24 protein-coding genes are annotated in these 22,544 nt (G+C 45.1%); 4 read left to right on the forward strand and 20 right to left on the reverse strand.

The window, feature by feature from the left end; translation table 11 throughout:
* Positions 1-63 precede the first annotated feature (63 nt).
* Positions 64-570 carry a hypothetical protein gene (locus tag AS888_RS11475; RefSeq protein WP_061142285.1) on the reverse strand — a complete coding sequence of 169 codons (507 nt, stop codon included), beginning with the start codon at positions 568-570 and terminating at the stop codon, positions 64-66.
* A 121-nt stretch (positions 571-691) separates the two neighbouring features.
* Between AS888_RS11475 and AS888_RS11480 the strand changes: the two genes are divergently transcribed.
* Complete coding sequence (locus AS888_RS11480) at positions 692-1,141, forward strand: YtoQ family protein (protein WP_061142286.1); 450 nt, start codon at positions 692-694, stop codon at positions 1,139-1,141.
* Positions 1,142-1,235: 94 nt separating this feature from the next.
* Here AS888_RS11480 and AS888_RS11485 read toward each other — a convergent pair whose 3' ends face one another.
* The 3 genes from AS888_RS11485 to AS888_RS11495 all read right to left on the reverse strand — a co-directional run bounded on the left by AS888_RS11485 (position 1,236) and on the right by AS888_RS11495 (position 3,896).
* A complete protein-coding gene (locus AS888_RS11485; RefSeq protein ID WP_061142287.1) occupies positions 1,236-2,105 on the reverse strand; it encodes an AraC family transcriptional regulator in 870 nt (289 codons plus the stop codon).
* A 127-nt stretch (positions 2,106-2,232) separates the two neighbouring features.
* Positions 2,233-2,739: a DUF84 family protein gene (locus AS888_RS11490; protein ID WP_061142328.1), complete on the reverse strand. Its 507-nt coding sequence runs from the start codon at positions 2,737-2,739 to the stop codon at positions 2,233-2,235.
* A gap of 83 nt (positions 2,740-2,822) precedes the next feature.
* Positions 2,823-3,896 (reverse strand): M42 family metallopeptidase, encoded by a 1,074-nt coding sequence (locus AS888_RS11495; RefSeq protein WP_061142288.1) that lies wholly within the window; start codon positions 3,894-3,896, stop codon positions 2,823-2,825.
* Positions 3,897-4,071: 175 nt separating this feature from the next.
* Here AS888_RS11495 and AS888_RS11500 point away from each other — a divergent pair, with 175 nt between their 5' ends.
* Positions 4,072-4,389, forward strand: coding sequence for a hypothetical protein (locus AS888_RS11500; RefSeq protein ID WP_061142289.1), 318 nt, complete (start codon positions 4,072-4,074; stop codon positions 4,387-4,389).
* Positions 4,390-4,440: 51 nt separating this feature from the next.
* Here AS888_RS11500 and AS888_RS11505 read toward each other — a convergent pair whose 3' ends face one another.
* Positions 4,441-5,286, reverse strand: coding sequence for a YtnP family quorum-quenching lactonase (locus tag AS888_RS11505; RefSeq protein WP_061142290.1), 846 nt, complete (start codon positions 5,284-5,286; stop codon positions 4,441-4,443).
* 201 nt (positions 5,287-5,487) lie between these two features.
* The gene (gene trmB / locus AS888_RS11510) at positions 5,488-6,126 is read right to left on the reverse strand and encodes a tRNA (guanosine(46)-N7)-methyltransferase TrmB (RefSeq protein WP_061142329.1); all 639 of its coding nucleotides are present in this window, start codon (positions 6,124-6,126) and stop codon (positions 5,488-5,490) included.
* A 253-nt stretch (positions 6,127-6,379) separates the two neighbouring features.
* Here trmB and AS888_RS11515 point away from each other — a divergent pair, with 253 nt between their 5' ends.
* A complete protein-coding gene (locus tag AS888_RS11515; protein WP_061142291.1) occupies positions 6,380-6,655 on the forward strand; it encodes a YtzH-like family protein in 276 nt (91 codons plus the stop codon).
* Here AS888_RS11515 and AS888_RS11520 read toward each other — a convergent pair whose 3' ends face one another.
* The 7 genes from AS888_RS11520 to pepV form a co-directional block, all read right to left on the reverse strand.
* Entirely contained in the window at positions 6,656-7,438 is a 783-nt protein-coding gene (locus AS888_RS11520; protein ID WP_061142330.1) for a phosphotransferase family protein, read from the reverse strand.
* Positions 7,439-7,752: 314 nt separating this feature from the next.
* The gene (locus AS888_RS11525; RefSeq protein ID WP_061142292.1) at positions 7,753-8,685 is read right to left on the reverse strand and encodes a diacylglycerol/lipid kinase family protein; all 933 of its coding nucleotides are present in this window, start codon (positions 8,683-8,685) and stop codon (positions 7,753-7,755) included.
* Entirely contained in the window at positions 8,672-9,679 is a 1,008-nt protein-coding gene (locus tag AS888_RS11530; protein ID WP_061142293.1) for a hypothetical protein, read from the reverse strand. Before AS888_RS11530 ends, AS888_RS11525 begins: the two co-directional genes overlap by 14 nt.
* Positions 9,680-9,698: 19 nt before the next feature.
* Positions 9,699-10,304, reverse strand: a complete 606-nt coding sequence (thpR, locus tag AS888_RS11535; RefSeq protein ID WP_061142294.1) for an RNA 2',3'-cyclic phosphodiesterase — start codon at positions 10,302-10,304, stop codon at positions 9,699-9,701.
* 205 nt (positions 10,305-10,509) lie between these two features.
* Complete coding sequence (locus AS888_RS11540) at positions 10,510-11,748, reverse strand: Nramp family divalent metal transporter (protein ID WP_061142295.1); 1,239 nt, start codon at positions 11,746-11,748, stop codon at positions 10,510-10,512.
* 211 nt (positions 11,749-11,959) lie between these two features.
* Positions 11,960-12,814, reverse strand: coding sequence for a D-amino-acid transaminase (gene dat / locus AS888_RS11545; RefSeq protein ID WP_061142296.1), 855 nt, complete (start codon positions 12,812-12,814; stop codon positions 11,960-11,962).
* A gap of 21 nt (positions 12,815-12,835) precedes the next feature.
* Positions 12,836-14,248 carry a dipeptidase PepV gene (pepV, locus tag AS888_RS11550; protein ID WP_155645465.1) on the reverse strand — a complete coding sequence of 471 codons (1,413 nt, stop codon included), beginning with the start codon at positions 14,246-14,248 and terminating at the stop codon, positions 12,836-12,838.
* A 592-nt stretch (positions 14,249-14,840) separates the two neighbouring features.
* On the opposite strand from pepV, the gene AS888_RS11555 reads away from it, so the two are divergent.
* Entirely contained in the window at positions 14,841-15,575 is a 735-nt protein-coding gene (locus tag AS888_RS11555) for an SDR family NAD(P)-dependent oxidoreductase (RefSeq protein WP_061142297.1), read from the forward strand.
* A gap of 78 nt (positions 15,576-15,653) precedes the next feature.
* On the opposite strand, the gene AS888_RS11560 is transcribed toward AS888_RS11555, so the two are convergent.
* From AS888_RS11560 to AS888_RS11590, 7 genes are all read right to left on the reverse strand, one after another.
* Positions 15,654-16,139 (reverse strand): DedA family protein, encoded by a 486-nt coding sequence (locus AS888_RS11560; protein WP_061142298.1) that lies wholly within the window; start codon positions 16,137-16,139, stop codon positions 15,654-15,656.
* Between the two features lie 214 nt (positions 16,140-16,353).
* Complete coding sequence (lepB, locus tag AS888_RS11565) at positions 16,354-16,935, reverse strand: signal peptidase I (RefSeq protein ID WP_061142299.1); 582 nt, start codon at positions 16,933-16,935, stop codon at positions 16,354-16,356.
* 64 nt (positions 16,936-16,999) lie between these two features.
* Entirely contained in the window at positions 17,000-17,383 is a 384-nt protein-coding gene (locus tag AS888_RS11570; protein ID WP_061142300.1) for a DnaJ family domain-containing protein, read from the reverse strand.
* A 131-nt stretch (positions 17,384-17,514) separates the two neighbouring features.
* Entirely contained in the window at positions 17,515-19,398 is a 1,884-nt protein-coding gene (locus AS888_RS25045; protein WP_081092405.1) for an immunoglobulin-like domain-containing protein, read from the reverse strand.
* A 188-nt stretch (positions 19,399-19,586) separates the two neighbouring features.
* Entirely contained in the window at positions 19,587-19,997 is a 411-nt protein-coding gene (locus AS888_RS11580; RefSeq protein ID WP_061142301.1) for a DUF4064 domain-containing protein, read from the reverse strand.
* A gap of 180 nt (positions 19,998-20,177) precedes the next feature.
* Positions 20,178-21,629 carry a uroporphyrinogen-III C-methyltransferase gene (gene cobA / locus AS888_RS11585; protein WP_061142302.1) on the reverse strand — a complete coding sequence of 484 codons (1,452 nt, stop codon included), beginning with the start codon at positions 21,627-21,629 and terminating at the stop codon, positions 20,178-20,180.
* Positions 21,630-21,642: 13 nt separating this feature from the next.
* A complete protein-coding gene (locus tag AS888_RS11590; RefSeq protein WP_061142303.1) occupies positions 21,643-22,458 on the reverse strand; it encodes a uroporphyrinogen-III synthase in 816 nt (271 codons plus the stop codon).
* Between the last annotated feature and the right edge of the window lie 86 nt (positions 22,459-22,544).

Genomic DNA, 22,544 nt, shown 5'->3' on the forward strand with positions numbered 1-22,544 from the left:
CATCATACCAGAATCTCCAGTAATCAACCATTAATACGGATCGGTTCAACGAGTGCACGTTTTCTATCGCTGCGGCACGGATGATACGATCTCCATCATTTGCTTGGCATCGGTTTTTAGCCGGTCCTTATCCGTTTCGGTCGTCAGCTTGACTCCGCCGATCCCAACCGCAAGCTCATACTTTTCTTTCGCTGACTCTTTAATCGAGACAAAGCCGAATTTATCTTCATTTTGAAAGGAGTGGAGGACCAAATATTGACCCGCTTGTTTTTTTATCGCCAAAAATAATACGGAGCTGTCCTCTTTTTCATTAGGATTGACAAATAATAGATAAGCCTTGCCGGCCTGCTTCACAATCAAATTGTTATCATGCGCCTCTTCCACCTTGAAGCCCTTTGGCAGATGGACCTGGATAAGACCCGCTTCCGCATTGGGCTGTTTGTCATCGTCACGAAAAGCGATTTCCGCTGCTCTCACAGCCTTTTCGGTTTGCCTCTCGATACCGGAGCACGCAACAATGAAGCCGCTCATCAACACGAACATCACTACATATTTTTTCGATAAAGACATCGCCATTCCCTCCAGCCGTCTCTTTGCTCTTATAGATACTATTATCCTAATATCCGAAATTCATCCATTTGCAAAAATCATGATACAATGAAGGCATTCTATGCATCGAGGAGGAAAAAATATGAAATTAACCGTATATCTTGCAGGGGAAATCCATTCAAATTGGAGAAATGAAGTGAAGGATAAAGCTGAGGCCTTGAAGCTTCCGATAGAGTTTGTCGGCCCGATGGAAAATCATGATCGTTCCGATAATATTGGTGAAGATATTCTGGGAGAACAACCAAACCCGATCCTCAAGGATGCAGCCGCTTCGCAGATCAATAATTTACGGACAGGCCTTTTACTGAAGAAAGCCGATCTTGTCGTCGCCTTGTTTGGCGAGAAATATAAACAGTGGAATACTGCCATGGATGCAAGCACTGCCGTTTCCCTCGGTAAGCCGCTTATTTTGATCCGCCCGGAATCCCATCATCATGCCTTAAAGGAATTATCAGAAAAGGCTAGTGTCACAGTCGAATCCGTGAACCAAGCCATGAAGGTGCTTTCTTATGTTTTTGAAGAAGGGAAGTGAATCGAGATACGGACGGTAGCCCTGGTTACCCCCAAAAAAATGCTTGCAGGGAAGGCCCCCTGCAAGCGAAAAATGAAAAATTCCCTTGTTAAGCTTACCTTTTTTTAATCGGTATCCAAATCTCGGAGTAATAATCCGGGCTTGAAGCGTCATCATTCGAGTATACTTCCAATTCCGGCAATCCCGCATGTTCATAACCACTGGTAGGGAACCATTCGGAAAATATTTGCTTCCACGCCGTTTGGATTGCATCAGGCATCGGTCCGTGAACTTCAAAAGCAACCCACTTGGAAGCAGGTATCGTAAGGGGCAAAAACGGTTCAGGCACTTTGCCGGCATATTCGGCAGCTATCCAGTAATCCATCGTTTCGTTTTTTTCCTCTGCCCTTTTATCGACACATACCCCTAGCAACCCAACGATTTCCCCATTGTTCAACTTCGCTAACCTGTCACTTGTTCCGTCAGCATTCACTTGCTCCCACAGCTTCGGAATCCCGATTAAATTTCCTTCATTCACCAAGGAAAATTCTTGCTTGATTCCAATCAATTCAAAGGAATCTCTTTCAAGGATTTTGTATTTCATCGGTTTTGCTCCTTTCAAAGTAACCTGGATCACCAGGCGTTCGAAGAATTTCAGCTTTCCCATATACTTTCGCGCTTCACTCGGTGATACACCGTGCTGCCTTCGAAAAGCTTTCGAGAATGCCTCGGGAGTGTCATACCCATATTTACAGGCTAAATCTATGACCTTTTCATTTGAACAGGAAATTTCCTGGGCCGCCAAGGTCAGCCTGCGACGCCTGACATAATCACCGACAGTGCTATCCGTTAAAATGGTGAACGTCCGTTGAAAATGAAAAGCGGAGGCATTCGCTTGTCTGGCTATGCTCTCGATCGTCAGGTCATCCAATAAGTGCTCCTCGATATAATCGATTGCCGTCTGGATCGATTCAACCCATCCCATTACACTCACTCCTTATCATCCATACTATCAGGCCCGCTCAACATAATCCTGTCAAATCCTGCTCTGTTGCGGCAGTATCCTTTTTTTCCGCTCCATTCCGTCGGGACAAGAAAACATAAGCTTCGCTTTAGTTTTTCAGCTTATATTCATGTTGACCGGCTAACATCCTCATGATATGGAGGAACATATCGCTTCTTGTGATTCGCTCATTGGTAAATACGCCGATTGCGCCTTCCTTCTTGCTAATATTCGTTTGCTTTGTGAAAGTGTCCATGACCGGTCCCAATTCTTCGCCGTGCATCAGCTTCCCGGCGACGATATCAGGCAGCGGAACCCTTGCCCCGCCTGCAACAAAAACGGAGCCGTCTCTCGTGGCCATCGCACCCCAATTGCAAAGAAACAGTCCTTGCTTCATTTTCACGACACCGCCTTCCAGGCCGATTCCGATATCGGCATCACTGTGAATCAAGCAATTCCGGGCCCGCGTCCTGGCTCCTTCCAACGTTTCTTCATCTGAAAACGGCTGTTCCGAAACCCCGGTTTCCACTTGAAGCGAGATGATTTCAGCCGATTCATACACGTCAAGCACCGCTTGTATTTTCGCTGGATTTTTACTGCCCACTGCTATTTTCATGATTGCTAATTCCCTTCCATGTAAAAAAAAGCTGCCGGAAAAGGGGCGATGACAGCCATCCTTTTCCATATCAGCTTTCTCTATCAACCGTTATTTTTCAATGTCTCGAAAGTCGTTTTATCACAAGAACGAACCAGCTTCCCAATCAATTCACGTGCAGCCGCATAATCATCAATATGGATGATCGATGCATGTGTGTGAATATAGCGGGAACAAATGCCAATCACGCCGCTTGGAATCCCCTCATTGGCAATATGGACCTTGCCGGCGTCCGTGCCGCCTGGGGAAACGAAATATTGATAAGGAATATCATTCGACTCGGCCGTATCCAGGATGAATTCCCTCATGCCGCGATGCGTAACCATCGTTCGGTCTAAAATGCGGAGCAATGCCCCTTTCCCCAGCTGCCCAAATTCACTTTTACTGCCTGACATATCGTTTGCAGGGCTTGCATCCAAGGCGAAGAACAGATCTGGCTTGATCATGAAGGCGGCTGTTTGTGCCCCCCGTAATCCTACTTCCTCCTGGACCGTCGCACCTGAATATAAAACATTCGGCAATGTTTCACCCTGTAAATCTTTTAATAGCTCGATTGCCAGTCCGCAGCCATAACGATTATCCCATGCTTTTGCTAGGATTTTTTTCTCATTGGCCATCGGTGTGAATGGACAAATGGGCACAATCTGCTGTCCAGGTTTAATGCCGATTCTCTTCACATCTTCCTTATCGTCCGCACCGATATCAATCAGCATATTTTTAATATCCATCGGTTTTGAGCGTTGCGATTCTTCCAACAAATGAGGCGGGATCGAACCGATGACCCCTATGACCGGACCGTTATCGGTAATGATTTCGACCCGTTGGGCCAATAGCACCTGGCTCCACCAGCCTCCTAGTGGCTGGAACCTGATCATGCCATTTTCCGTTACGGAAGTGACCATGAAGCCCACTTCATCCATATGGCCGGCAACAAGTACAGTCGGTCCTTCTTCATTCCCTTTTTTCACACCAAAGATTCCGCCTAGGCGATCTTGTACGATTTCATCCGAATACTTTTCCAGTTCAGTCTTCATGAAACTCCGAACTGCATGTTCATTTCCCGAGGCACCTGGTAATTCCGTCAATGTTTTAAAAAGTTCTAAAGTCTCATGATTCATTTTCCTACCCCTAACGTATGTATTATTTCTTACTATTTTACAGAACTTAGTTTCATGTTTCACTTCAAAGTTCTAATTTATCAGTTAATGGGTAAAATTTCAAATTATTAGTCAAATAAAGCGTTCTTCTGTATACTGGATAGAGTGATGGAAATAAAGCAATGGAGGAGAAATCATGAACTGGAAAACGTTTTTACTAGGTACTGCGGCCGGATTTGCGGCTGGTTATGCGACAAAGCAAATATTGGAACAATCAACCAGGACTTCTCCGGATAAAGTGCTGGCCCACGTGAAGGAAACCGTCAAAAAGGATGGAAATATATATGGTTCCTGGATTTTGATGAAACCGGAAACCTACACGAAGAATGAGTTGGACTATTTAGTATATAAAGGCGGGATCACCAGAAACACAGAGGGCTTGCGGGAGCAATTCGAATTTGTCGCAGATGCAGCGACAGGAACGATTCTGGAGCTCAATGCACAACATGATTAACGGCAAAAGGGGGGGGCTGTCAAAATGACGTCCCCCTTTTGCCGTGCGTGCTTAGCGGTTCCGTTTCAATTCCGCTATTATCTCTTTACCCGATTTATCCCATTTGAGCGCCCGATAATAGGCATCATGGTAAAAACTGTACCAAGCCCCATTTTCCAGTCCGTCTTTCATCCACTTTTCCTTTGCCTCGATGGATGTCATTGGATAATCGTCATAGGCGAGCACCCAGAGGACATTGGCATGGGCATGCGTCGGCATGATATCGGCCATATGGATCAGACTGTCCGCTCCATCTTTGATGATGATGATTGCATGTCCATCACTATGACCGCCAGTGTGAATCATTTTAATGCCGCCGGTTATATCTTTCTCTCCTTCGAATGGGCGTACAAGAGACGAGATCGCCTCCCAATTTTCAGCCCAATATGTACTTTTTGACCGAATATTCGGGTTTTGCATTTCATTCCATTCCGTTTGGGTCGTAATGATTTCTGCACGCCCGAAAACAGGCACCCAGGCGTCACCTTCACGTTTCGTCAAACCGCAGGCATGATCGAAATGTAAGTGGGTCATCAAAATGTAATCGATATCATTTGTACCAATGCCCAGTCTTTCAAGATCCGCTATGAGAGCGGATTCCTCCGTCACCCCAAAATTCCGCTTTAGCTTGTCATTCATCTTTCCATTGCCAATCCCGGAATCGATAAGCATGTTCAAGCCATTGGCCTGTACTAAGATCGGATCTGTACGTAATTCGATTTGATTATTATCGTTAACCGGGTACTTCTTGGACCAGAGCGGCTTTGGTACGACACCGAACATCGCTCCGCCATCCAAATGAGTCACGCCGCCATTCAACCATGTTAGTTTGATTTCCCCTATTTGCAAAGTTTCCATTTTACCCCTCCTCTTCTGTTAGTTTAACACCCGCTTCATTATCTGGAAATGGATAACGATCATCCCGGATGAGTAAATGAACTGCACCATCCCCTCCTACCAGTCAGCAAGACCCTGACAGCCTGCTTGCACTTGCCAAGGCAATCACATGACCAGAACAAAAAACCAGATGCTGTGCATCTGGTTACCTGTTGATGGCTCTTATTGGAACATAGCTTCCAAGCGGTAGATCCGATTTCCTTTACTTGAGAACTTTTCTTCGTATTCCGTCATGATATTCCCTTCAAAGCTGCTATTATGCAGGTCCAGGCTTACATATTTCAACAGCATGCCGTATTCGGAAATACTCTTCAAGGAGGATTCGAATAACCCTTGGTTATCGGTCTTGAAGTGGATCTCGCCGTTGTCAGGCAGGATGCCTTCATACACCTCAAGGAAGGTTTTATACGTTAACCGTCGTTTCGCATGACGTGATTTCGGCCATGGATCGGAGAAGTTCAGGTAAACGCGATCCACGTCACCTTTTGCAAAATAATCCCCTAAGTTTGCTGCATCAACATTCAACAGCTTTAAATTCGGCACTTCCGCTTCAATCAGCAGGTCCAGTGCAGCGACAATGACGCTTCTATATACTTCTATTCCAATGAAATTCACTTCAGGATGGGCCTTTGCCATTTCGGTGATGAAACGGCCTTTCCCCGTACCCACTTCAATATATAACGGATTATCATTTCCGAAAACTTCATGCCATTTACCTTTATGGCTCACTGGCTGCTGAATTACATATTGTGGAAAATCATTCAAACGGTCTTCAGCCCAAGGTTTATTTCTTAAACGCATGATGACACCCCTATTTATAATATAATCGTTCAAACCATAACACGAGTGGATGGATTCCTGCAAGTTGATTTTTTCAGGAATGCCCTGCATCCACCCATTGAACAAATCAAAAAACTGCCGGCCATCAGCCGGCAGTCTCTGTAGTTTTCATGTATAAAACTTTCCGCAAAACACACCATAAATAAGTGAAGGGCAGGCGCAAAATCCGCCTGGAAACCCCTTAGATCCATATTCAAGAAAGGAGAGGTATTATATGCCGCTTTCCCATGAACACCAAATGTCACTATTAAAGGATATATTGACCAACCATCAATCAGACTGCTGCGGGTCCGTTTCTGAATGCGAGCAGGTGGAAAGGCTCGTCAAATCCTTGATGGTCAACATGGATATCGATAGCAATGTGAAAACGATACTGACGGAGATTTACGACTACAGCCAGGGGGGCATCGGTGCCGCCGATTTAGATGCACATATTACGACCCACCAGAACGACCTGTCCCAGTGGGTGGATGATATCGATCAGTTCTGATTAGCCAACCAATAATAAGGCTTCTAGCTTTTGCAGTAAATCATTTCTTTCCTCGTACCGATTTCTACGATGATGCCATTGGATGGAAAGCACAAGTTGTGAAACCGTGTGCCATTTCATCCTCATCTCCAGTCCTGCATCAAGCTTTTTGCCGTAACGGGCAAGCCATTGATTCCATTCCTCCCTAGGGATATAGGAATACAGGAGGATGCCAAGGTCAATGGCCGGATCGCCAATGACAGCACCATCCCAATCAATGAGGAACAAACCGTCCGTTTCGGTCATGAGCCAATTATTATGGTTCACATCACAATGACAAACGACTTCTTCGTCACATTCGATCAACAGAAGATTATCCTGTAAAAAATGAATGGCCTGCTTGATGATCGGAATATCCGTAACATCGGAAGATAATCCGATTTCTATGTCTGTAAGTATACTTTCAGGTCGTAAAGGGGATTTCCCAAGCCTTTTGAGCATGCTTAACAAAGGATCGGATTGATGAATTTTTTGAAGCAGCTTTGCGACTCTTATATTGTCCATTTCCTGCTGAGATAGCTCCCTGCCTTCCATCCAATGCTGGGCAGTAATGACATCCCCATTCTCCAGGCGTTTTGTCCACATTAATTTCGGAACAATGCCCTCAGCTGAAAGAACAGCTAAAAATGGCGATGAATTACGTTTGAGGAAGAGCTTCTGCCCATCTTTCTCGGCTATAAAGGCTTCTCCTGTAGCTCCTCCAGCAGGGGATATATCCCACTCCTGACCTAATAAATGTTCCAACTGGTTCACCTTCGATTTCCTCGCTTAATCATACAAATGTGGGTACGTTACCTAGTGTATGTATTACCACTACTTTGAGTCCATGTTTAATAAAAAACCCGCCTGCTGGCGAAGCTGCATATATACGTGCATCGGGATGATACCCGCAATTAAAAACATCCTCATTCTAGAGAAATAAAAAAATAGCTATTGAGCAATTTAACAATAGCCATAAATTAAATTTTAGTTGAAAAAAGGTTTCTTCGTCAAGTACTATAAAACGATTATACTCATAAAACAAAAACAAATAAATCATTTCATATTTTGCATGGGAGTCAATCCTTGATCATGACGCGGATTTTATCTGTCAAAACCGCAGCAGCCACTTGATCCTTTCCAACTATTTCTCCATCCGACTGGATTTTTGCTGACCCATGATTTTTCATTTTTATCATTTTACCAGAAAAAGAATCGACGTTTTTTATCTTTAGATGCCCGCCCCATAAAACGGTGATGAAAACGGCCAATAATTTCAGCAGGGCAATATCGTGAACCGCGATAATATTCAACCTGCCATCATGAAGCTTTGATTGCGGTGAAATTTTCATCCCCCCGCCGAAGTATGGCTGGTTCGCAATGACAATGAACCACACCTTTTTCAACATATGGATTTCCCCATCAACGACCAGTTCCATACTGCCAGGCTTATAGGTGAATAATTGTTTCAGAAAAAGGATGAGATAAATCAATTTACCCGCCTTGACGAGATTAAACCATTTTTTCAGGCGAGAACGGTCAGCTTCAGCGGAAATTTCAGCATCAATCCCCATCCCCAGGCTGTTCATAAAATATCCGTCCATGCCATCCGTCTCGTACTGACCGATATCAATGGCTTTGTGTGCGTTATCCTGAAATAACCGAAGGGCTTGAGCGACACCCTTCGTTTTTTGGATGCCCCGTACATAATCATTGCCTGAGCCCGCGGCAAGGGATCCAAGGATGGCATGTGGAAAGGGAAGGGCGCCTTTGAGCATTTCATTTATCGTGCCATCCCCCCCTACCGCAATGATCCTGGTATCCCGGTCCGTACCTGATAAAATTTCCGCCGTCAATCGGGATGCATGCCCTTTTTCTGCCGTAAAAAACACTTCATGGTGAACGGCATTGGATTTCAGCACCTTCTCCACTTTCTTCCAAACCTTCATGCTTGTTTCATTTCCAGCCCTCGGGTTGACGATGAAATAAAGGGTTTCATTAAGGTTCGGCATGCTCATTCGCCTCTTGTTGGTGATGGTCGGCTTCCCATTCCGGTCGCATGCTCGATGTCGTTTGACAATATTCCAGCAATGCCTGCGCAGCTTTCAATTGCTGTGCCTTAATGGGCGATGAAGTGGTCCGCATCCGTTCAAACCATTCCTGGAAGGTCCGTTTATCCAATACCGTCATATCATAAGGAGCTTCGGGAAAATCAATATAACCATTCCGCGATAGGATCGCCTTTTTGATCGGGACGTTCACCTCATAAAGTGAAAATAATTGGGAGACGATGTTTCCCATCCGATTTGCACTCAATAACGGGTTCAGCACTTTTTTGTCAGGGTGCTTATGATGCCTGCGGATCCAGAACCGATCGCTCGAGCCGATGAATGCTGCATCCTCTTCCGCCTCGACGAAAGTGATGCACCACGCGTCGACTGGGGTCAATAAGATGACATCGACTTCAACAGGCGCGTTTTTTAATAGAAAGATAGGCTTGTATAAAACAAGAAACGTATCGGGAAAACGCTGCAGGAAAAAGCGGAGCCTTTCATCCAAAAAGAATGATCGGTCCACAAATGATTTTTCACGCAGCGTCGAACTTCCCCATTTCATTTGAAAACGAAGCAACTGATTTAAATAATTCTGCTTTAATTCATCCAAACTGGCTGGACGGAAGGGAAACCTTAATGAAAAAATATTGGGGTCGTCGATCCGATTCGGCAGCACCGGCTCTTCTGCCTCTGTATCCTGCTTATCCGTCCGGTGGAACAAGCCCTTCACTTTTTTCATTAAGCTCTTGGATTCGTCCTGGGCTAGGTCCAGTATCGCCTGTTCCTCCTCTACGTTATGATCGCCATACAATTGATCCAGTTCACCTGCTTGATAAGCAGCCTTCAATTTTTCCCATTGCTGTTTTTTCAATCGTGCATATTGTGTTGGATATCGGTAAATATCCTGCTCATACCGGGAAATATAATCTTGCATCTTTATGAGCTGTGCCATTCGGCCACCTCTCTCTCTATTATTGAAGATGTATCGTCAAAACCTTTTCATATGAAGGCGATTCCCCGATATGTGTTTGATAGAGCGCAACCTGGACTGCCTGGAAATGCTCATCATTTACATTCGCCACCTGCCGGACGCTTTCCAAAGAAAAGGGATCTTTTCCCTCGAATTTTCTTGCTAGCGTTATATGGGGCTTAAATGGCTTTTTATCAAGCTGAATACCAGCCTCCACACATGAATGATAAATTTTCTCCTGCATTGAAAAAAGCCTTTCCTGCTGCTCCACACCCGTCCAAAGGATCCTGGGACTGTCTTCCTTGCCGAAAGCGCCTATTTCAGCTAGCGTAAGCCCGAATGAGGCCTCTTTCGCAAGCACGCCCTCCACTCGCCTTATAGCATCCTTTTTCATTGAATCGTCAGCACTGCCCAAAAACGCCATCGTAATATGATAATCGGCAGGATGCAGCCATTTCTTAAATGGAAACCCTGAATTCAGTCGTTCCGTCACAGCATGTAAATAAGCCTTAATATCGTCAGGTAAAACTAAAGCAAAGAAAAAATGAGTATTCATGGTCACTGACATTCCTTCCTGATCTTCCTCTAATTTTACCATAATTCCCATGTCATATACTCTCCTTGCACTTGCTTTCATCATATTCCGGCCAGCAAGAAAAAGAAGGAAAACTCAGTCCGAAAACGGGCTTTTAGAGGAGACGGATTATTCTGGATTCCGGATGGATTCTGGGCGCTTTCGGGCGGATTATCGAAGATATAATTGAGAAATCAAAAAAAGGACCCCAAGAGGTCCTTTTCCGTCACATTCTTTGTTAGGTAAACAACGTTTCATAAAGCAGGAACAGGTTCAGCCCAATAATGAGGACTGCAATAAGCCAGGCAATACTGGAGGTGATTTTGTGGTTGACCAGATTACCCATGATTTTTTTATTGCTTGTAAACATGATCAATGGCACCAATGCGAAGGCGATACCAAATGAGAGTACGACCTGACTCATGACCAGTGCTTTGGATGGGTTCACTCCCCATATGATGATGACTAGGGGCGGTAAGGTCGTGATGACCCTCCGCAAATAGATTGGTATATGTCTTTTTATGAATCCCTGCATGACGACATCACCTGTCATGACACCGACGGAAGAGCTGGATAATCCGGCGAACAGTAAGCCGATTCCAAAAAACATCGCGACGGATGGTCCAAGCATCGCCCCGAATTGTTGATAGGCTACATCCAAATCCTCTACTAATATCCCACTCTTATGAAATAGGGCGGCTGAAACGATGACCATGGCGGCATTGATTCCGCCTGCAATCAACATGGCGATGACTATATCAATTTGTTCAAAACGAAATATCCTTTTTCTCTCCAAGTCATTTTTACCGACTATCCTTTTTTGTGTTAAAGAGGAATGAAGGTAAATCGCATGCGGCATGACGGTCGCTCCGAGCATTCCTGCCGATAGTAAAATGCTGTCCACTCCTTCGAATTTTGGAGTGAATAGCCCTAGAGCGATGGCCGATGTATCAGGATGTGCATAAAAAACCTGAGCTCCGAAAGCTAGCACTACAACAAAGATCATGACCGTGATCAACGCTTCGAATGTCCGATAACCTCTGCGCTGAAATTCCAAGATGGCGAAGGAACCAATGGCTGCAAGGAGGGCCGAGGTGATGAGCGGGAGGTCGAAGAGCAAATAGATTCCAAGTGCAGCACCTATGAACTCAGCTAAGTCCGTGGCCATGATGACGGCTTCGGCCTGTATCCATAGTAAAATTGATGTTTTTTTCGAAAATTTCTCCCTGCATAACTCAGGAAGGTTTTTACCGGTGGCTATCCCCAGTTTGGCTGACAGCGTTTGAATGAGCACAGCCATCAAGTTCGATGCGAAGATAACCCACAATAAGGTATAGCCATATTTTGAACCAGCTGTAATATTGGTTGCATAATTCCCTGGATCGATATAGGCGACAGCTGCAATGAACGCTGGGCCCAAATATGGAAGCAGATTTTTGAATCCGCGGGAAGAAGACTGATGTAATGCACCAGACATGTCTATTCAACTCCTTTTTATATGCAACTCAAAATGTTGCTACAAGTAAACTTTTTAGGTTATTAGCAAGTATATTCCTGGATCTTGAAAATGTCAAAAGGGACAAACTGAAAATTTTTTTAATGGATTCAAGCGGCTTATAGAAGGGGGGCCGAGAGGGGGCGAAAGACTAAAAACCCCTTTGCCAGTGCGGCAAAGGGGGGATCCACAATCAGTTAATTGAACCGCATTGCCTTTCGATTTCCGCGGAGAAAAGCTGTTGCAATCTTTTGGTTACCGGACCGGGCGCACCGGTTGCGATCGTCTGGCCATCGATGTTAATGATCGGTGTCACTTCGACGCTTGTGCTCGTATAGAGGACTTCCTCCGCTGCCATCATATCCTCGATCGTGAAAGCTTCTTCCACGTAGGGAATGCCATGATCGGCGCACAGCTTGAGCATCACCTGGCGGGTAATCCCGTTCAAGATCAAGTTGGAAGCGGGATGCGTTCTCAGCGTGCCGTTGACGACGATTGAAACATTGGACGAGCTTCCCTCCGTGACCAGACCGTCACGATGCTGGATCGCTTCGTCACAGCCAGCTTCCGCCGCCATTTGCTTAGCCATTATATTACCAAGCAGATTTAAGCTTTTGATATTACAGCGCAGCCAACGAATATCGTCCGTCGTGATGCCCTTTACCCCTGATTTCATCTTTCCTGTATAAGGCATTTCCTTCGTATAGGCAACAAATACCGGTTCGACGTCCGAACTTGGAAAAGCATGTGTCCGCGGACTTACACCCCTTGTGAGCTGCATATAGATGATTCCGTCCTGCAATTGATCTTCAGAGATAAGCTCTTTCACGCGGGTTTCAATTTCCGCTACGGTGAATGGAACTTTCATCTGAATCAATCTTGCGCTGTCCATCAAACGATTCAGATGCATGTCTCCCGCGAATAACTCACCATTATAAACCCGGATGACTTCGTAGACGCCATCACCGAATTGATATCCCCTGTCCTCGATATCAACCGAAACATCGGCCCTGTTTTTTATTTCGCCGTTAAAAATGATTTTTCCCATGTTTTCTCCCTCTTTGACCTCTTATTTTGCCAATTCATGAATGGCACGTGCATAAATGGACGTAGCCTTAAGCATATCTTCAATGTCAATATATTCATCTTTCTGATGCGCAATATCCTCGCTGCCAGGGAATAGCGGTCCAAATGCAACGCCTTCCTTAAGCGAGCGGGCGTATGTACCGCCGCCTATCGAAAGCAGTTCAGCTTTATCACCGGTCTCCGCTTCATAAACCTGCTGCAGCGTCTTGATCAAAAAACTGTCGCTATTGACATAATGTGGCGTTGAATGCGAATTGGTCTTCACATTTAAATTATATGCAGCCAGCCTTTCCTCCAATGCCGCCTTTTGCTGTTCCCATTCGAATGTCACCGGGTAGCGCACGCTGAAGCCAATCGAGCTGTCGGCTTGCTTTGAATAATTGAAAACGCCGGCATTGATCGTCAAATCACCCGTTTCCTCATCCGCATAGGCCAACCCAAGATTATTTCCGCGGGAATCTTCAAACAAACGACCCTTGATGAATGTGAAGTAGGATTTCGCATGCGGATCAAGCGAAAGGTCCGCTAAAAAGGCAGCTAAATGCAAACCTGCATTGATTCCATTGTTCGGCTCCATCGCGTGTGCAGACACGCCGTTCAATTCAAGGAGCACTTGATTTTTTTGCGGAACTGCTTGACCCTTCAACGAGTATTTTTGCATATAAGCCTGATAGTTTGCCACCACTTCAGCAGGATTGGCAGCCTCGACAATCGCCGTTGCAAAATCAGGTACCATGTTCGTCCTTCGTCCTGAAGAGAATTCGATGACATTCACTTCAGAGCTCGTGCCATTTCCTGCATCAACAGGATGGATGACGGATAAGTCCCAAATACCTTTTTCGGCACTGATGATCGGGAAGTCCGCATCTGGCGCAAAGCCCATCGATGGCATTTCCTCCACTTCAAAATAACGATCCACGCAGCGCCAGTTCGATTCCTCATCTGTCCCGATGATCATCCTCACACGTTTGTTCAATGGCTGTCCAAGCTCCCTCACCAGCTTCATTGCATGATAGGCAGCCATCGTCGGCCCTTTATCATCGATTGCACCGCGAGCATAAATGCGGCCATTGCGGAGCTCCGCGCCAAACGGATCCGAACTCCACCCATCTCCCTCCGGTACAACGTCAACATGACACAAAATCCCGATTAACTCTTCGCCTTCACCCATTTCAATATGTCCGGCGACATTATCGACATTCTTCACGGTAAAACCGTCTTTTTCACCCAATTGAAGCATGAAGTCAAGCGCTTCCTTCACCCCTTGACCAAATGGTGCATCCTCTGTCTTGTTTTCTTCATCCAGAACACTTTTTATTTTCAGCAAATTTTGAGTGTCCAGCAGTAGATCCATTTTCCTTTTTTCAACTTCTTCTCGCCAATTCATTTCAGTCACATTCGACAACTCCTCTTTTATATATATTATTCATTTTATCACTTTTCCTACCTGTTCCGCCAAGTGCTGGACCCTTTTCTTCGTATTCCCTGTCCAACACTCCAGTCAAACTACCCGGCATGATGCCCAATCAGCTAATCGGATCATTAAAACAAGAAAAGGAAATCGTTATTAAAAGCGGGGCACAATCGTTAGAGCGGCAGTGTCGTCCGGCAAGGATGCGACTTCAAAAATGGAACATCGTTATATTTTTTTGTATCCCAAGTACAAAATGATTGCAGAATTTAATTTTAACCACTAGAATTAAACATGAAGCGAGGCTTTGCTGAATGTACCAGGAAGATGATCTCTGCAAGCTCATGGGCGCTAACACCTAATAGACCGGTCAAGCTATTCTAGTGAGTGGAAACACACAATTGGTACATGAACGCTTTCAATATGATGTGAGCCATTCTTTTTTAAAAAGCTGGAAGGGGAGCCTCTTTGGATAGGTCCCCTTTCCAAGTACATTTATATAGTACTGCTCGCTGATTATCTATCAAACTAGCCATTAACCTATATTCATCATACAAAACGATTGGGAGTGATCATGATGGGAAGATTAACGAATAAAGTAGCCATTATTACTGGCGGAGCATCTGGCATGGGGAGAGAAATGGTCAATTTATTCACAAAAGAGGGAGCACAAGTCATCGCTGCCGATATCAATGAAAAAGCTGTGGCAGTAGTGAATGAATTGGAAAACGTCCATGGAATGGTGCTTGATGTATCTTCAGACGATAGCTGGAAAACCATGATGGAAGATGTCATTGCTGAATTTGGGAAGGTCGACATTTTGATTAATAATGCCGGTATCTCCTCCGAAAAAGGAATTAACGATACGACTTTGGCCGATTGGCAGCTAATGATGGGCATCAATGGGTTTGGTCCATTCCTTGGAATGAAGCATGTCATTCCTTACATGGTTAAAGAAGGTAAAGGGGCGGTTGTGAATATTTCTTCCTTCACGGCACAAATCGGAATGGGCTTAAACTCATACTCAGCTTCCAAAGGCGCGGTCCGTGCCATATCCAAAGCTGCCGCTACCCAATATGGCCGCATGGGTGTCCGTGTTAACGCCGTATTCCCTGGCATCATCGAAACACCTATGACGCACAAGTTGGAAGAGTCCAAAGAGCTTGTGAACCAGATGATCCAAGCGACTCCGCTCCAACGTCTCGGTCAACCTGCCGATATTGCAAATGCCGTGCTTTACCTGGCATCCGATGAAGCTTCATACGTAACAGGTGCGGAGCTTGTTATCGATGGCGGATATTCGGCTCAATAAAGAAAAAAAATCCCGTTTCCGAAATCCGGAAGCGGGTTTTTCCATATATTCAATTGGACAATCTAACGGATGGGAGAGTCAGGTTAACACACCAATGAAATAGCCAAAAGCCGTAAATACCAAACACCAGCTAAATGCCCCTGCACCGGCAAATAAGAAGTATTTTCGTTTCCCCATTCCATTCATTCCGGAAAGGTAACTTGCGAAGTGGCGGACACCCGGGATGAAATAAGCAATGATAATGGTCCATGGACCATATCTATTGAACCATGCCTCCAGCTTTTCCAACCTTGGCGGAGTCATTTTGATCCATTTACCATGCTTTCTCAGAAAAGGTTTGCCCACCTTTTTCCCAATGAAATAACTCACAAGCATCCCGGAGATCGAGCCAAGGAAACTTACGAGGAATGCCCCTTGAACATTCAAAACGGAAATGGATGATAAATAGCCGACAAAAGTCATCATGAACTCATCAGGTACCGGCAAACCAATGATGCCAAGTGCCAGCAGTCCATATATCGCAAAATATCCATAGTTTGATATCAGTTCTTTTACCATTTCCATCTATAGTACCCCTTTAAAATATAATCCATTGTCCGATCCGTTCTTGTTACGTAATTGCTTCTATATAATAGGATAACCTAAATTCCCCCATATGAGTTGTTTTTCCTAAAAAAAGAAAAAAAAAGAAGATTAAGCACGATTTTTGTTGAAAGACCTGGCTAAAGGAATGATTGCGCCAAAGCTAAAGCGGACTCGATGACCGAGCCCGCCCGTTTTAGTTCACGATTTTTATTTCCTTGATCGGCCAGTACACCAGATTGGCTTTACCGACAATTTCATCGACGGATATCGTACCGATTTCCCGGCTATCCAAACTGTTTTGGCGATTGTCCCCCATCAGGAACAACTGATTATCAGGTACCGTCATCCCGCCTGTAATATCCTCAAGCTTAAAGGATTCAGTCAGCGGCATTCCTCCTGCCATTTGTTCCTTATATTCGTCCAAATAGGGTTCTTCATAAGCTTTTCCATTAATATAAAGCGTATCATCTTTATATTCAATGTGGTCACCTGGAAGACCAATAACCCTTTTAATATAATCTTTATCTACCGTAGCATGAAAAACGACAATATCAAATCGATCGATGCTATCGATGTTCGTTCCAAACTTGGTAAGAACGATTCGCTCATGATCTTGCAGGGTCGGCATCATCGACTCGCCGTCTACGACAATCGGTGCAAATATATACGTCCGAATTAAAAAAGCTAGAATGACTGCAATCCCGATCGCTTTTATCCATGAAAAAACTTCTTTTCTATTTTCCAATCGAAGTCCCTCTCTCTGTTTTTTATTCATGCCATTATATCATAATCCTTTCATGATCACGTCATACAAATACCCGCTTTTTTCCCATAATCCATCATTTCCATTTTTCAAACTGGCTTTCGATGGTTTCCCATTCTATTTCCCGCCGTTGCATTTTGGGCGGGCATATCGCATTGTAGGTACGGACTTTCTCATTGATTCGTTCAATTTGACTGGTTAATGGCCTGTTCTCGACATTCGTTTTTCGCAACCGGACGATTTCGGATAGCTCTTCGCGAATTTCCTTTTGCCATTTTATCCACAGCGGAAGGAAACCGGCATCTTTCGCCTTTGACAGGAAGTTGTCATACATATTTCCCGAAAGCGCCGACTCCGGAAGCGGCTTCCCAAAACCAGGGTTATTCTTCAGACCGCCATCTTTTTCATAATCCCGAAAAATTTGATCCATCCAATTCACATGCCCCTGCTCATCACCCATAAACGTCCCCCCTGTAATTTATACATCTTTTAACAATTATAGCATTTTTCTCTACATTCACTCCATTCCGAACAAATCGGCACATATCATTTAAAAAAAGGATTCCCGTTTCACGGAATCCTTTTTTAGCATCATTTAACCAGGATTTTCCTTTTTGTCACTGCCTTGTTCTGAGATTTATCCGTCACTGTATACGTCAAGGTATAGGTGCCCTTTTTGTTCGTATTCACGGACCCTGTTATTTTGATTTTATTCGTCACGTTTCCATCCAAGTTATCTTTACCCGATACGCCTGATTTAGAATTGAATGTGGACTTGTAGGCAATCGTTTTATTGGCCGCTCCGGAGATGATAGGCTTCGTGCTATCTATCGTGATCTTTCTGGTGATCGTCGCTGTATTAGCCGATTTGTCTGTAATGGTATACGTTAATGTATACGTTCCTTTTTTCTTCGTATTCACCTTACCCGTTACCTTGATTTTCCCAGTCAAGTCGCCATCGAGATTATCTTTTGCGGTTACGCCTGATTTAAAATTGAATGTGGACTTATAGGCAATCGTTTTATTGGTGGCTCCCGAGATGATAGGCTTCGTGCTATCTATCGTGATCTTTCTGGTGATCGTCGCCGTGTTTTTTGAAGAATCGGTGACCGTATACTTCAATGTATAGCTTCCCTTTTTCTTCGTGTTCACCGTACCGGTCACTTTTATTTTACTTGTCAAGCTGCCATCCGCATTATCCTTGGCACTCACGTTTGATTTCGGATCAAATGAAGCATCCAAACCGATCGTTTTACTTCCTGCACCTGAGATGACTGGCTTAACTTGATCATAAACGGTTATCTTCCTTATGACCTTGGCAACATTCCCTGCCTTGTCAGTAACCGTATAGGTCAAATTATAAGTACCCACCTTCTTTGTATCCACCTTGCCCTCGACCCGGATGGCGCTGGTCAGATCTCCATCTTTATCATCCTTGGCTTTTACGCTGGACTTGGCATCGAACTTCGAGTTGTATGGAACCGCTAAGTTCGTTGCCCCTGAAATTACGGGTGCGTTTGCATCCATGACAGGAATTGATGGCTTATTGGAGATATAAGCCGAAGAAAGGTATCCCTTGATTTTTTTATCTTCCGTTTGTACGGGGAACCAGACAAACTTATTCGCCGCCGACTCCTCATAGACAAGATCGCCGGTTATGATCAGCCATGTATCCTTCGGCACCGTCGTAAACCCAGAAGAGGTGCTGGCCTTTTCCCTTATTTTCACACTCGAAGTGGTGACCGCTTTGTCCCCTGCCTTGAACCAATAGACGGAGTCATGCGTTTGCCCGGTCAGCGTGTATTCCGGCTTCTTAAAGATGATATTGGCCGTACTCCCTCGATCATACTCAAAGTCTGTTGTGCTGAATGGATAGCTTGCCAATTTTATACCGGACAAGTAGCTTTGTTTTTCCAGCTCGGCAAATACTTCCTCTTGATAGGCACCCGTATTCCTTTTCCCGTTTTCCTGGTAAAGGGGGCTATTCACTGGCTTCGTTCCATTGTAGGCCATGACTGGAAAATACCAGTTTTCAATGACACGGCGTCCTGCCCCTTTGATTTTCGGCAGATCTTTTCTTGCATACATGCCGCTCAATACCTCTACACCGGCCTCGATGTTGTAGACGATATCATTTTCCAGCTTTTTCTGGTCATACCCGCTTTTATTGGTAAGCTGCATCAAGCCAATGCCGCCATCACTGGATTTGATCGGCTTGCCAGCGTCATTGAATTGCCTCCAATCGCCATTTTCCTGCGTGGCCACCGCTTTCACCACTTCTGGGGGGATCTCAGCCTTAATTGCTGCATTCGTCAGCAAGCAGTTGATTTGTCCGTAAGAAGGATTTTTATTCGGTTGGATTTGACCTAGCGGTGAACAAACATCGGTCCATTCAGACTCTGCGAAAGCTTGTCCATTGAACAAGCTGAATGTTAAACAGGACAAAATTCCAACCTTCATTAATGGGATCTTCATTGATCGAACTCCAATCTATTAGAATTACTATAATAGTAACATGACAGATTAGTAATTTGAGGGAAAAACGGATATGAAAGGAAAATTAATCTGTAATTCCCAATCCTAATGCCTTGAATAAAAAAAGAAGCTGACCCATCTCCGGGTCAGCTCCTTCTCCACATCACAAAGCTATGTATCATGTTCGATCAGACGATCACTTCCACCGTATCAATTGGCTTCCTGACGAGACACATGATTCCCGGCACGATGAAGAAAATAACCGGCCATATTTGAAAAACGGTCACTATCCCCGTAATGATCCATATAATTCCGGCTGGCTTCGCTTTGCCGCCTTTTAATAGAAAGATAGAACTCAAGCCGCCTGCCAATGCAATGATCAATGAGATGATCCCCGCCCACAGCAGACCCATGAATAACTTGATGGACATATCGATCTCGGATGCCGAAAACTCCGAATCGGTCATTAATGAATAGTCCACCAGTCCTTTCAAATCAACACTGTTGATATAAACGGCTGCAATAATCGTTACAATCAAAAAGATCGCAGCGATGCTGACGCCAATGATACTTAACGCGTATTCCCATGTACGTTTCAATTCGTTCGCCTCCCCAAGAAAGTTACTCATATATAATACCCATTTTGTCGCGGATTAAAAGACTTTTATTCAAACAACCACATAAACTGCCAGCGGTTTGCTTGATATCCTCAGCCGCCAGGGGCGATGGGGAAAGGGGAATGTAACATCGAATGAGAAGTACCCTGGAAATGTTGATGTTCAATATAAGCAGGGAAAGGTTTTAATCAGAGCCACCAATCCTTCCACAGAAGGTTCTTCTGGCATCATATGTACGGAAAATCCATAGTCTTGGATTCTTTTGCCGGTGCTTTTGCCGATGACGCCAATCGAAGCACGCCTTAACAGCGCTTCAATATCCACATTTGCCTTGCTAGTGTATTCCATCAGCATATCAACTGAATGCCGGTTCGAAAAAAGCACCGTATCGACAGCTTTTTCGGCTAGCATTCTCGGCAGTATTTCAAAGAATCTCTCATCGACAAATTTCTCGATCGATTGGACATAATCCGCTTCCCCATAATCCGAATCGATTCGGTTCTTATCGCTATCTCCAATAACCAACAGCCTTCCCGTATCCTCCATCTCGGTTTGGAGCTTTGCCACCAATCCGCGCTGTTGCAGAACCTGCTTCGATTTCCTCGATACAACATAAAGTTCAGATGATATCCGCCGAAAATCAATGGCATGTTCTGTGAGAGAATCCAAGAATCCGTGGATGCTTTCTGGCGAAGTGAAGAGAATTCGTTCATACGAAAGAAAAGAGAGCAACTGGCTTTCTTCCATTTTCACACCATTCGCCATCCATTTCGGGAACTCGATGACATCGCCGCCAAGTTCCTGCAACTCTTCCGCCAAATGACTCTTTGCCGTGCCAGTCCTGGCCACTAAAAATTGTTGGCCGTATAGTGGTTTGTTCTCGAACCATTGCAGGTTTCCCCTAAGTGTAATGACATCGCCGACCAAGGTGATCGCTGGATTGAGAAGCGACTTTTCCCTTACCCTTTCCACTATATCGTCCAATGTCCCCTCGGCGGTTACCTGTCGTCCATATGTACCCCATTGAATCACAAGTACCGGCGTGTTTCCGGGCTTTCCATGGCCGATCAAGTTTTTGCAAATATCCGTAAGGTTGGCCACCCCCATATAAAAGGCAATCGTATCTATCCCATCGACGAGCCCCTTCCAACCTATATCTTGCAATCCTTCTCCATGGCCCGTCACCATGGCAAAGGAGCGCCCATGATTTCGGTGTGTCACGGGGACGCCCGCATAGATGGAGGAGGCGATCCCAGACGTAACGCCCGGAATGATTTCAAAGGAGATCCCGTTAGCTTGCAACGACTCCGCTTCCTCACCCACTCTTCCAAAAACGGCAGGGTCCCCGCCTTTCAGACGAATGACCATCAATCCATCAAGGGCCTTTGACACAAGCAGGGCATTGATGTCCGATTGATTGATGCCATTCGAATAAGGTGTCTTCCCGCAATAAATCAATTCGCAATCGAGCGAGGCGGCTTCCAATATTTTAGGATTCAGCAGTCTATCATATATAATGACATCTGCTTTTTCAATCGCCCTTTGGCCTTTTACGGTAATCAATCCCGCATCACCCGGGCCTGCGCCCACAAAATAAACCTTGCCAATGGTCATTGCGCCCTCACCCCTATCTGCTTGCAACCCCGTGATAAAATTTCACCAGTTCCACCATTGCACTGCCCATCCGTTGATCCTCAGGATAAATGACCCGCTCGATTCCTTCATCGATTACCACTTGCGCCGTTACCTTTCCGACTGCAAGTGCAACGACCTTCGATTTGAATTGTTCAATTATTTGATCCTCCAGACCTTGTTCACGGACAAATTTCATTAAATTGCGAGGCTGCGGTGCACTCGTGAACACGACGGAATCGATGGTGCCATCAAGGATTTCTCCTGCTAACTGCTGCATAGTTTCTATTTCAGGCGCTATATGTTCATAGGGAAGGATTTCTTTATGTTCCACGCTTTGTTCATCCAGCCAGTTCATCAAGAGCGGAGCCGGATCGCCATGAAGCTGCAGGGCAACCTTTACAGCGCCGGACAGATGTCCCTCCAGGTTGCGGACGAGTCCTGCCGTACTTCCATCATCATCACGGATCAACGGCTTGAGGCCAAGCTTCTTCAGCATATTCACCGTTTTATAGCCCCTGGCCGCGATTTTCATTGACCGTAAAGCTGCTATGAAACGCTCCCCCGCTTCCAGCTTCAATGCCGTTTTATATAAAAGCTCCGTACCCACTCCCGTCGTAAGGATGATCCAATCGAACTCCCCTGCCATCAAACGGGTGACATCCTCTTCCAAATGGGAATCATCAAGGAATACCGTCCCTTGTGCCGGACGAACAAGCGGGACTCCCCCAAGATTATGCACGATCTTGCTGAGCTCTTCCGTTTTCCTTGCCCCCAATAAAGCAATGGTCCTGCCATCAAGCTTACTCATGTTTGTTCCTCCTATATGTCAATCCATTTTTGATTGTGCTGGTCCACCTCACCCATTATACAAATTTTCAGTCTTTTGCACCATAG

Origin of the sequence: Peribacillus simplex, from assembly GCF_001542915.1 — a bacterium.
GTDB lineage: Bacteria > Bacillota > Bacilli > Bacillales > DSM-1321 > Peribacillus > Peribacillus simplex_B.

Bases quoted from the DNA above. Each gene is read 5' to 3' on its own strand.
- AS888_RS11480 (WP_061142286.1), top strand. From the start codon at position 692: ATGAAATTAACCGTATATCTTGCAGGGGAAATCCATTCAAATTGGAGA.
- cobA (WP_061142302.1), bottom strand. From the start codon at position 21,629: ATGACCATTGGCAAGGTTTATTTTGTGGGCGCAGGCCCGGGTGATGCG.
- AS888_RS11560 (WP_061142298.1), bottom strand. From the start codon at position 16,139: ATGGAAATGGTAAAAGAACTGATATCAAACTATGGATATTTTGCGATA.
- AS888_RS11505 (WP_061142290.1), bottom strand. From the start codon at position 5,286: ATGGAAACTTTGCAAATAGGGGAAATCAAACTAACATGGTTGAATGGC.
- AS888_RS11570 (WP_061142300.1), bottom strand. From the start codon at position 17,383: ATGGGTGATGAGCAGGGGCATGTGAATTGGATGGATCAAATTTTTCGG.
- thpR (WP_061142294.1), bottom strand. From the start codon at position 10,304: ATGGGAATTATGGTAAAATTAGAGGAAGATCAGGAAGGAATGTCAGTG.
- AS888_RS11475 (WP_061142285.1), bottom strand. From the start codon at position 570: ATGTCTTTATCGAAAAAATATGTAGTGATGTTCGTGTTGATGAGCGGC.
- AS888_RS11590 (WP_061142303.1), bottom strand. From the start codon at position 22,458: ATGAGTAAGCTTGATGGCAGGACCATTGCTTTATTGGGGGCAAGGAAA.
- dat (WP_061142296.1), bottom strand. From the start codon at position 12,814: ATGGGAAAAATCATTTTTAACGGCGAAATAAAAAACAGGGCCGATGTT.
- AS888_RS11515 (WP_061142291.1), top strand. From the start codon at position 6,380: ATGCCGCTTTCCCATGAACACCAAATGTCACTATTAAAGGATATATTG.
- AS888_RS11485 (WP_061142287.1), bottom strand. From the start codon at position 2,105: ATGGGATGGGTTGAATCGATCCAGACGGCAATCGATTATATCGAGGAG.
- trmB (WP_061142329.1), bottom strand. From the start codon at position 6,126: ATGCGTTTAAGAAATAAACCTTGGGCTGAAGACCGTTTGAATGATTTT.
- AS888_RS11525 (WP_061142292.1), bottom strand. From the start codon at position 8,685: ATGCCGAACCTTAATGAAACCCTTTATTTCATCGTCAACCCGAGGGCT.
- lepB (WP_061142299.1), bottom strand. From the start codon at position 16,935: ATGAATAAAAAACAGAGAGAGGGACTTCGATTGGAAAATAGAAAAGAA.
- AS888_RS11540 (WP_061142295.1), bottom strand. From the start codon at position 11,748: ATGTCTGGTGCATTACATCAGTCTTCTTCCCGCGGATTCAAAAATCTG.
- AS888_RS11555 (WP_061142297.1), top strand. From the start codon at position 14,841: ATGGGAAGATTAACGAATAAAGTAGCCATTATTACTGGCGGAGCATCT.
- AS888_RS11490 (WP_061142328.1), bottom strand. From the start codon at position 2,739: ATGAAAATAGCAGTGGGCAGTAAAAATCCAGCGAAAATACAAGCGGTG.
- AS888_RS11495 (WP_061142288.1), bottom strand. From the start codon at position 3,896: ATGAATCATGAGACTTTAGAACTTTTTAAAACATTGACGGAATTACCA.
- AS888_RS25045 (WP_081092405.1), bottom strand. From the start codon at position 19,398: ATGAAGATCCCATTAATGAAGGTTGGAATTTTGTCCTGTTTAACATTC.
- AS888_RS11500 (WP_061142289.1), top strand. From the start codon at position 4,072: ATGAACTGGAAAACGTTTTTACTAGGTACTGCGGCCGGATTTGCGGCT.
- AS888_RS11530 (WP_061142293.1), bottom strand. From the start codon at position 9,679: ATGGCACAGCTCATAAAGATGCAAGATTATATTTCCCGGTATGAGCAG.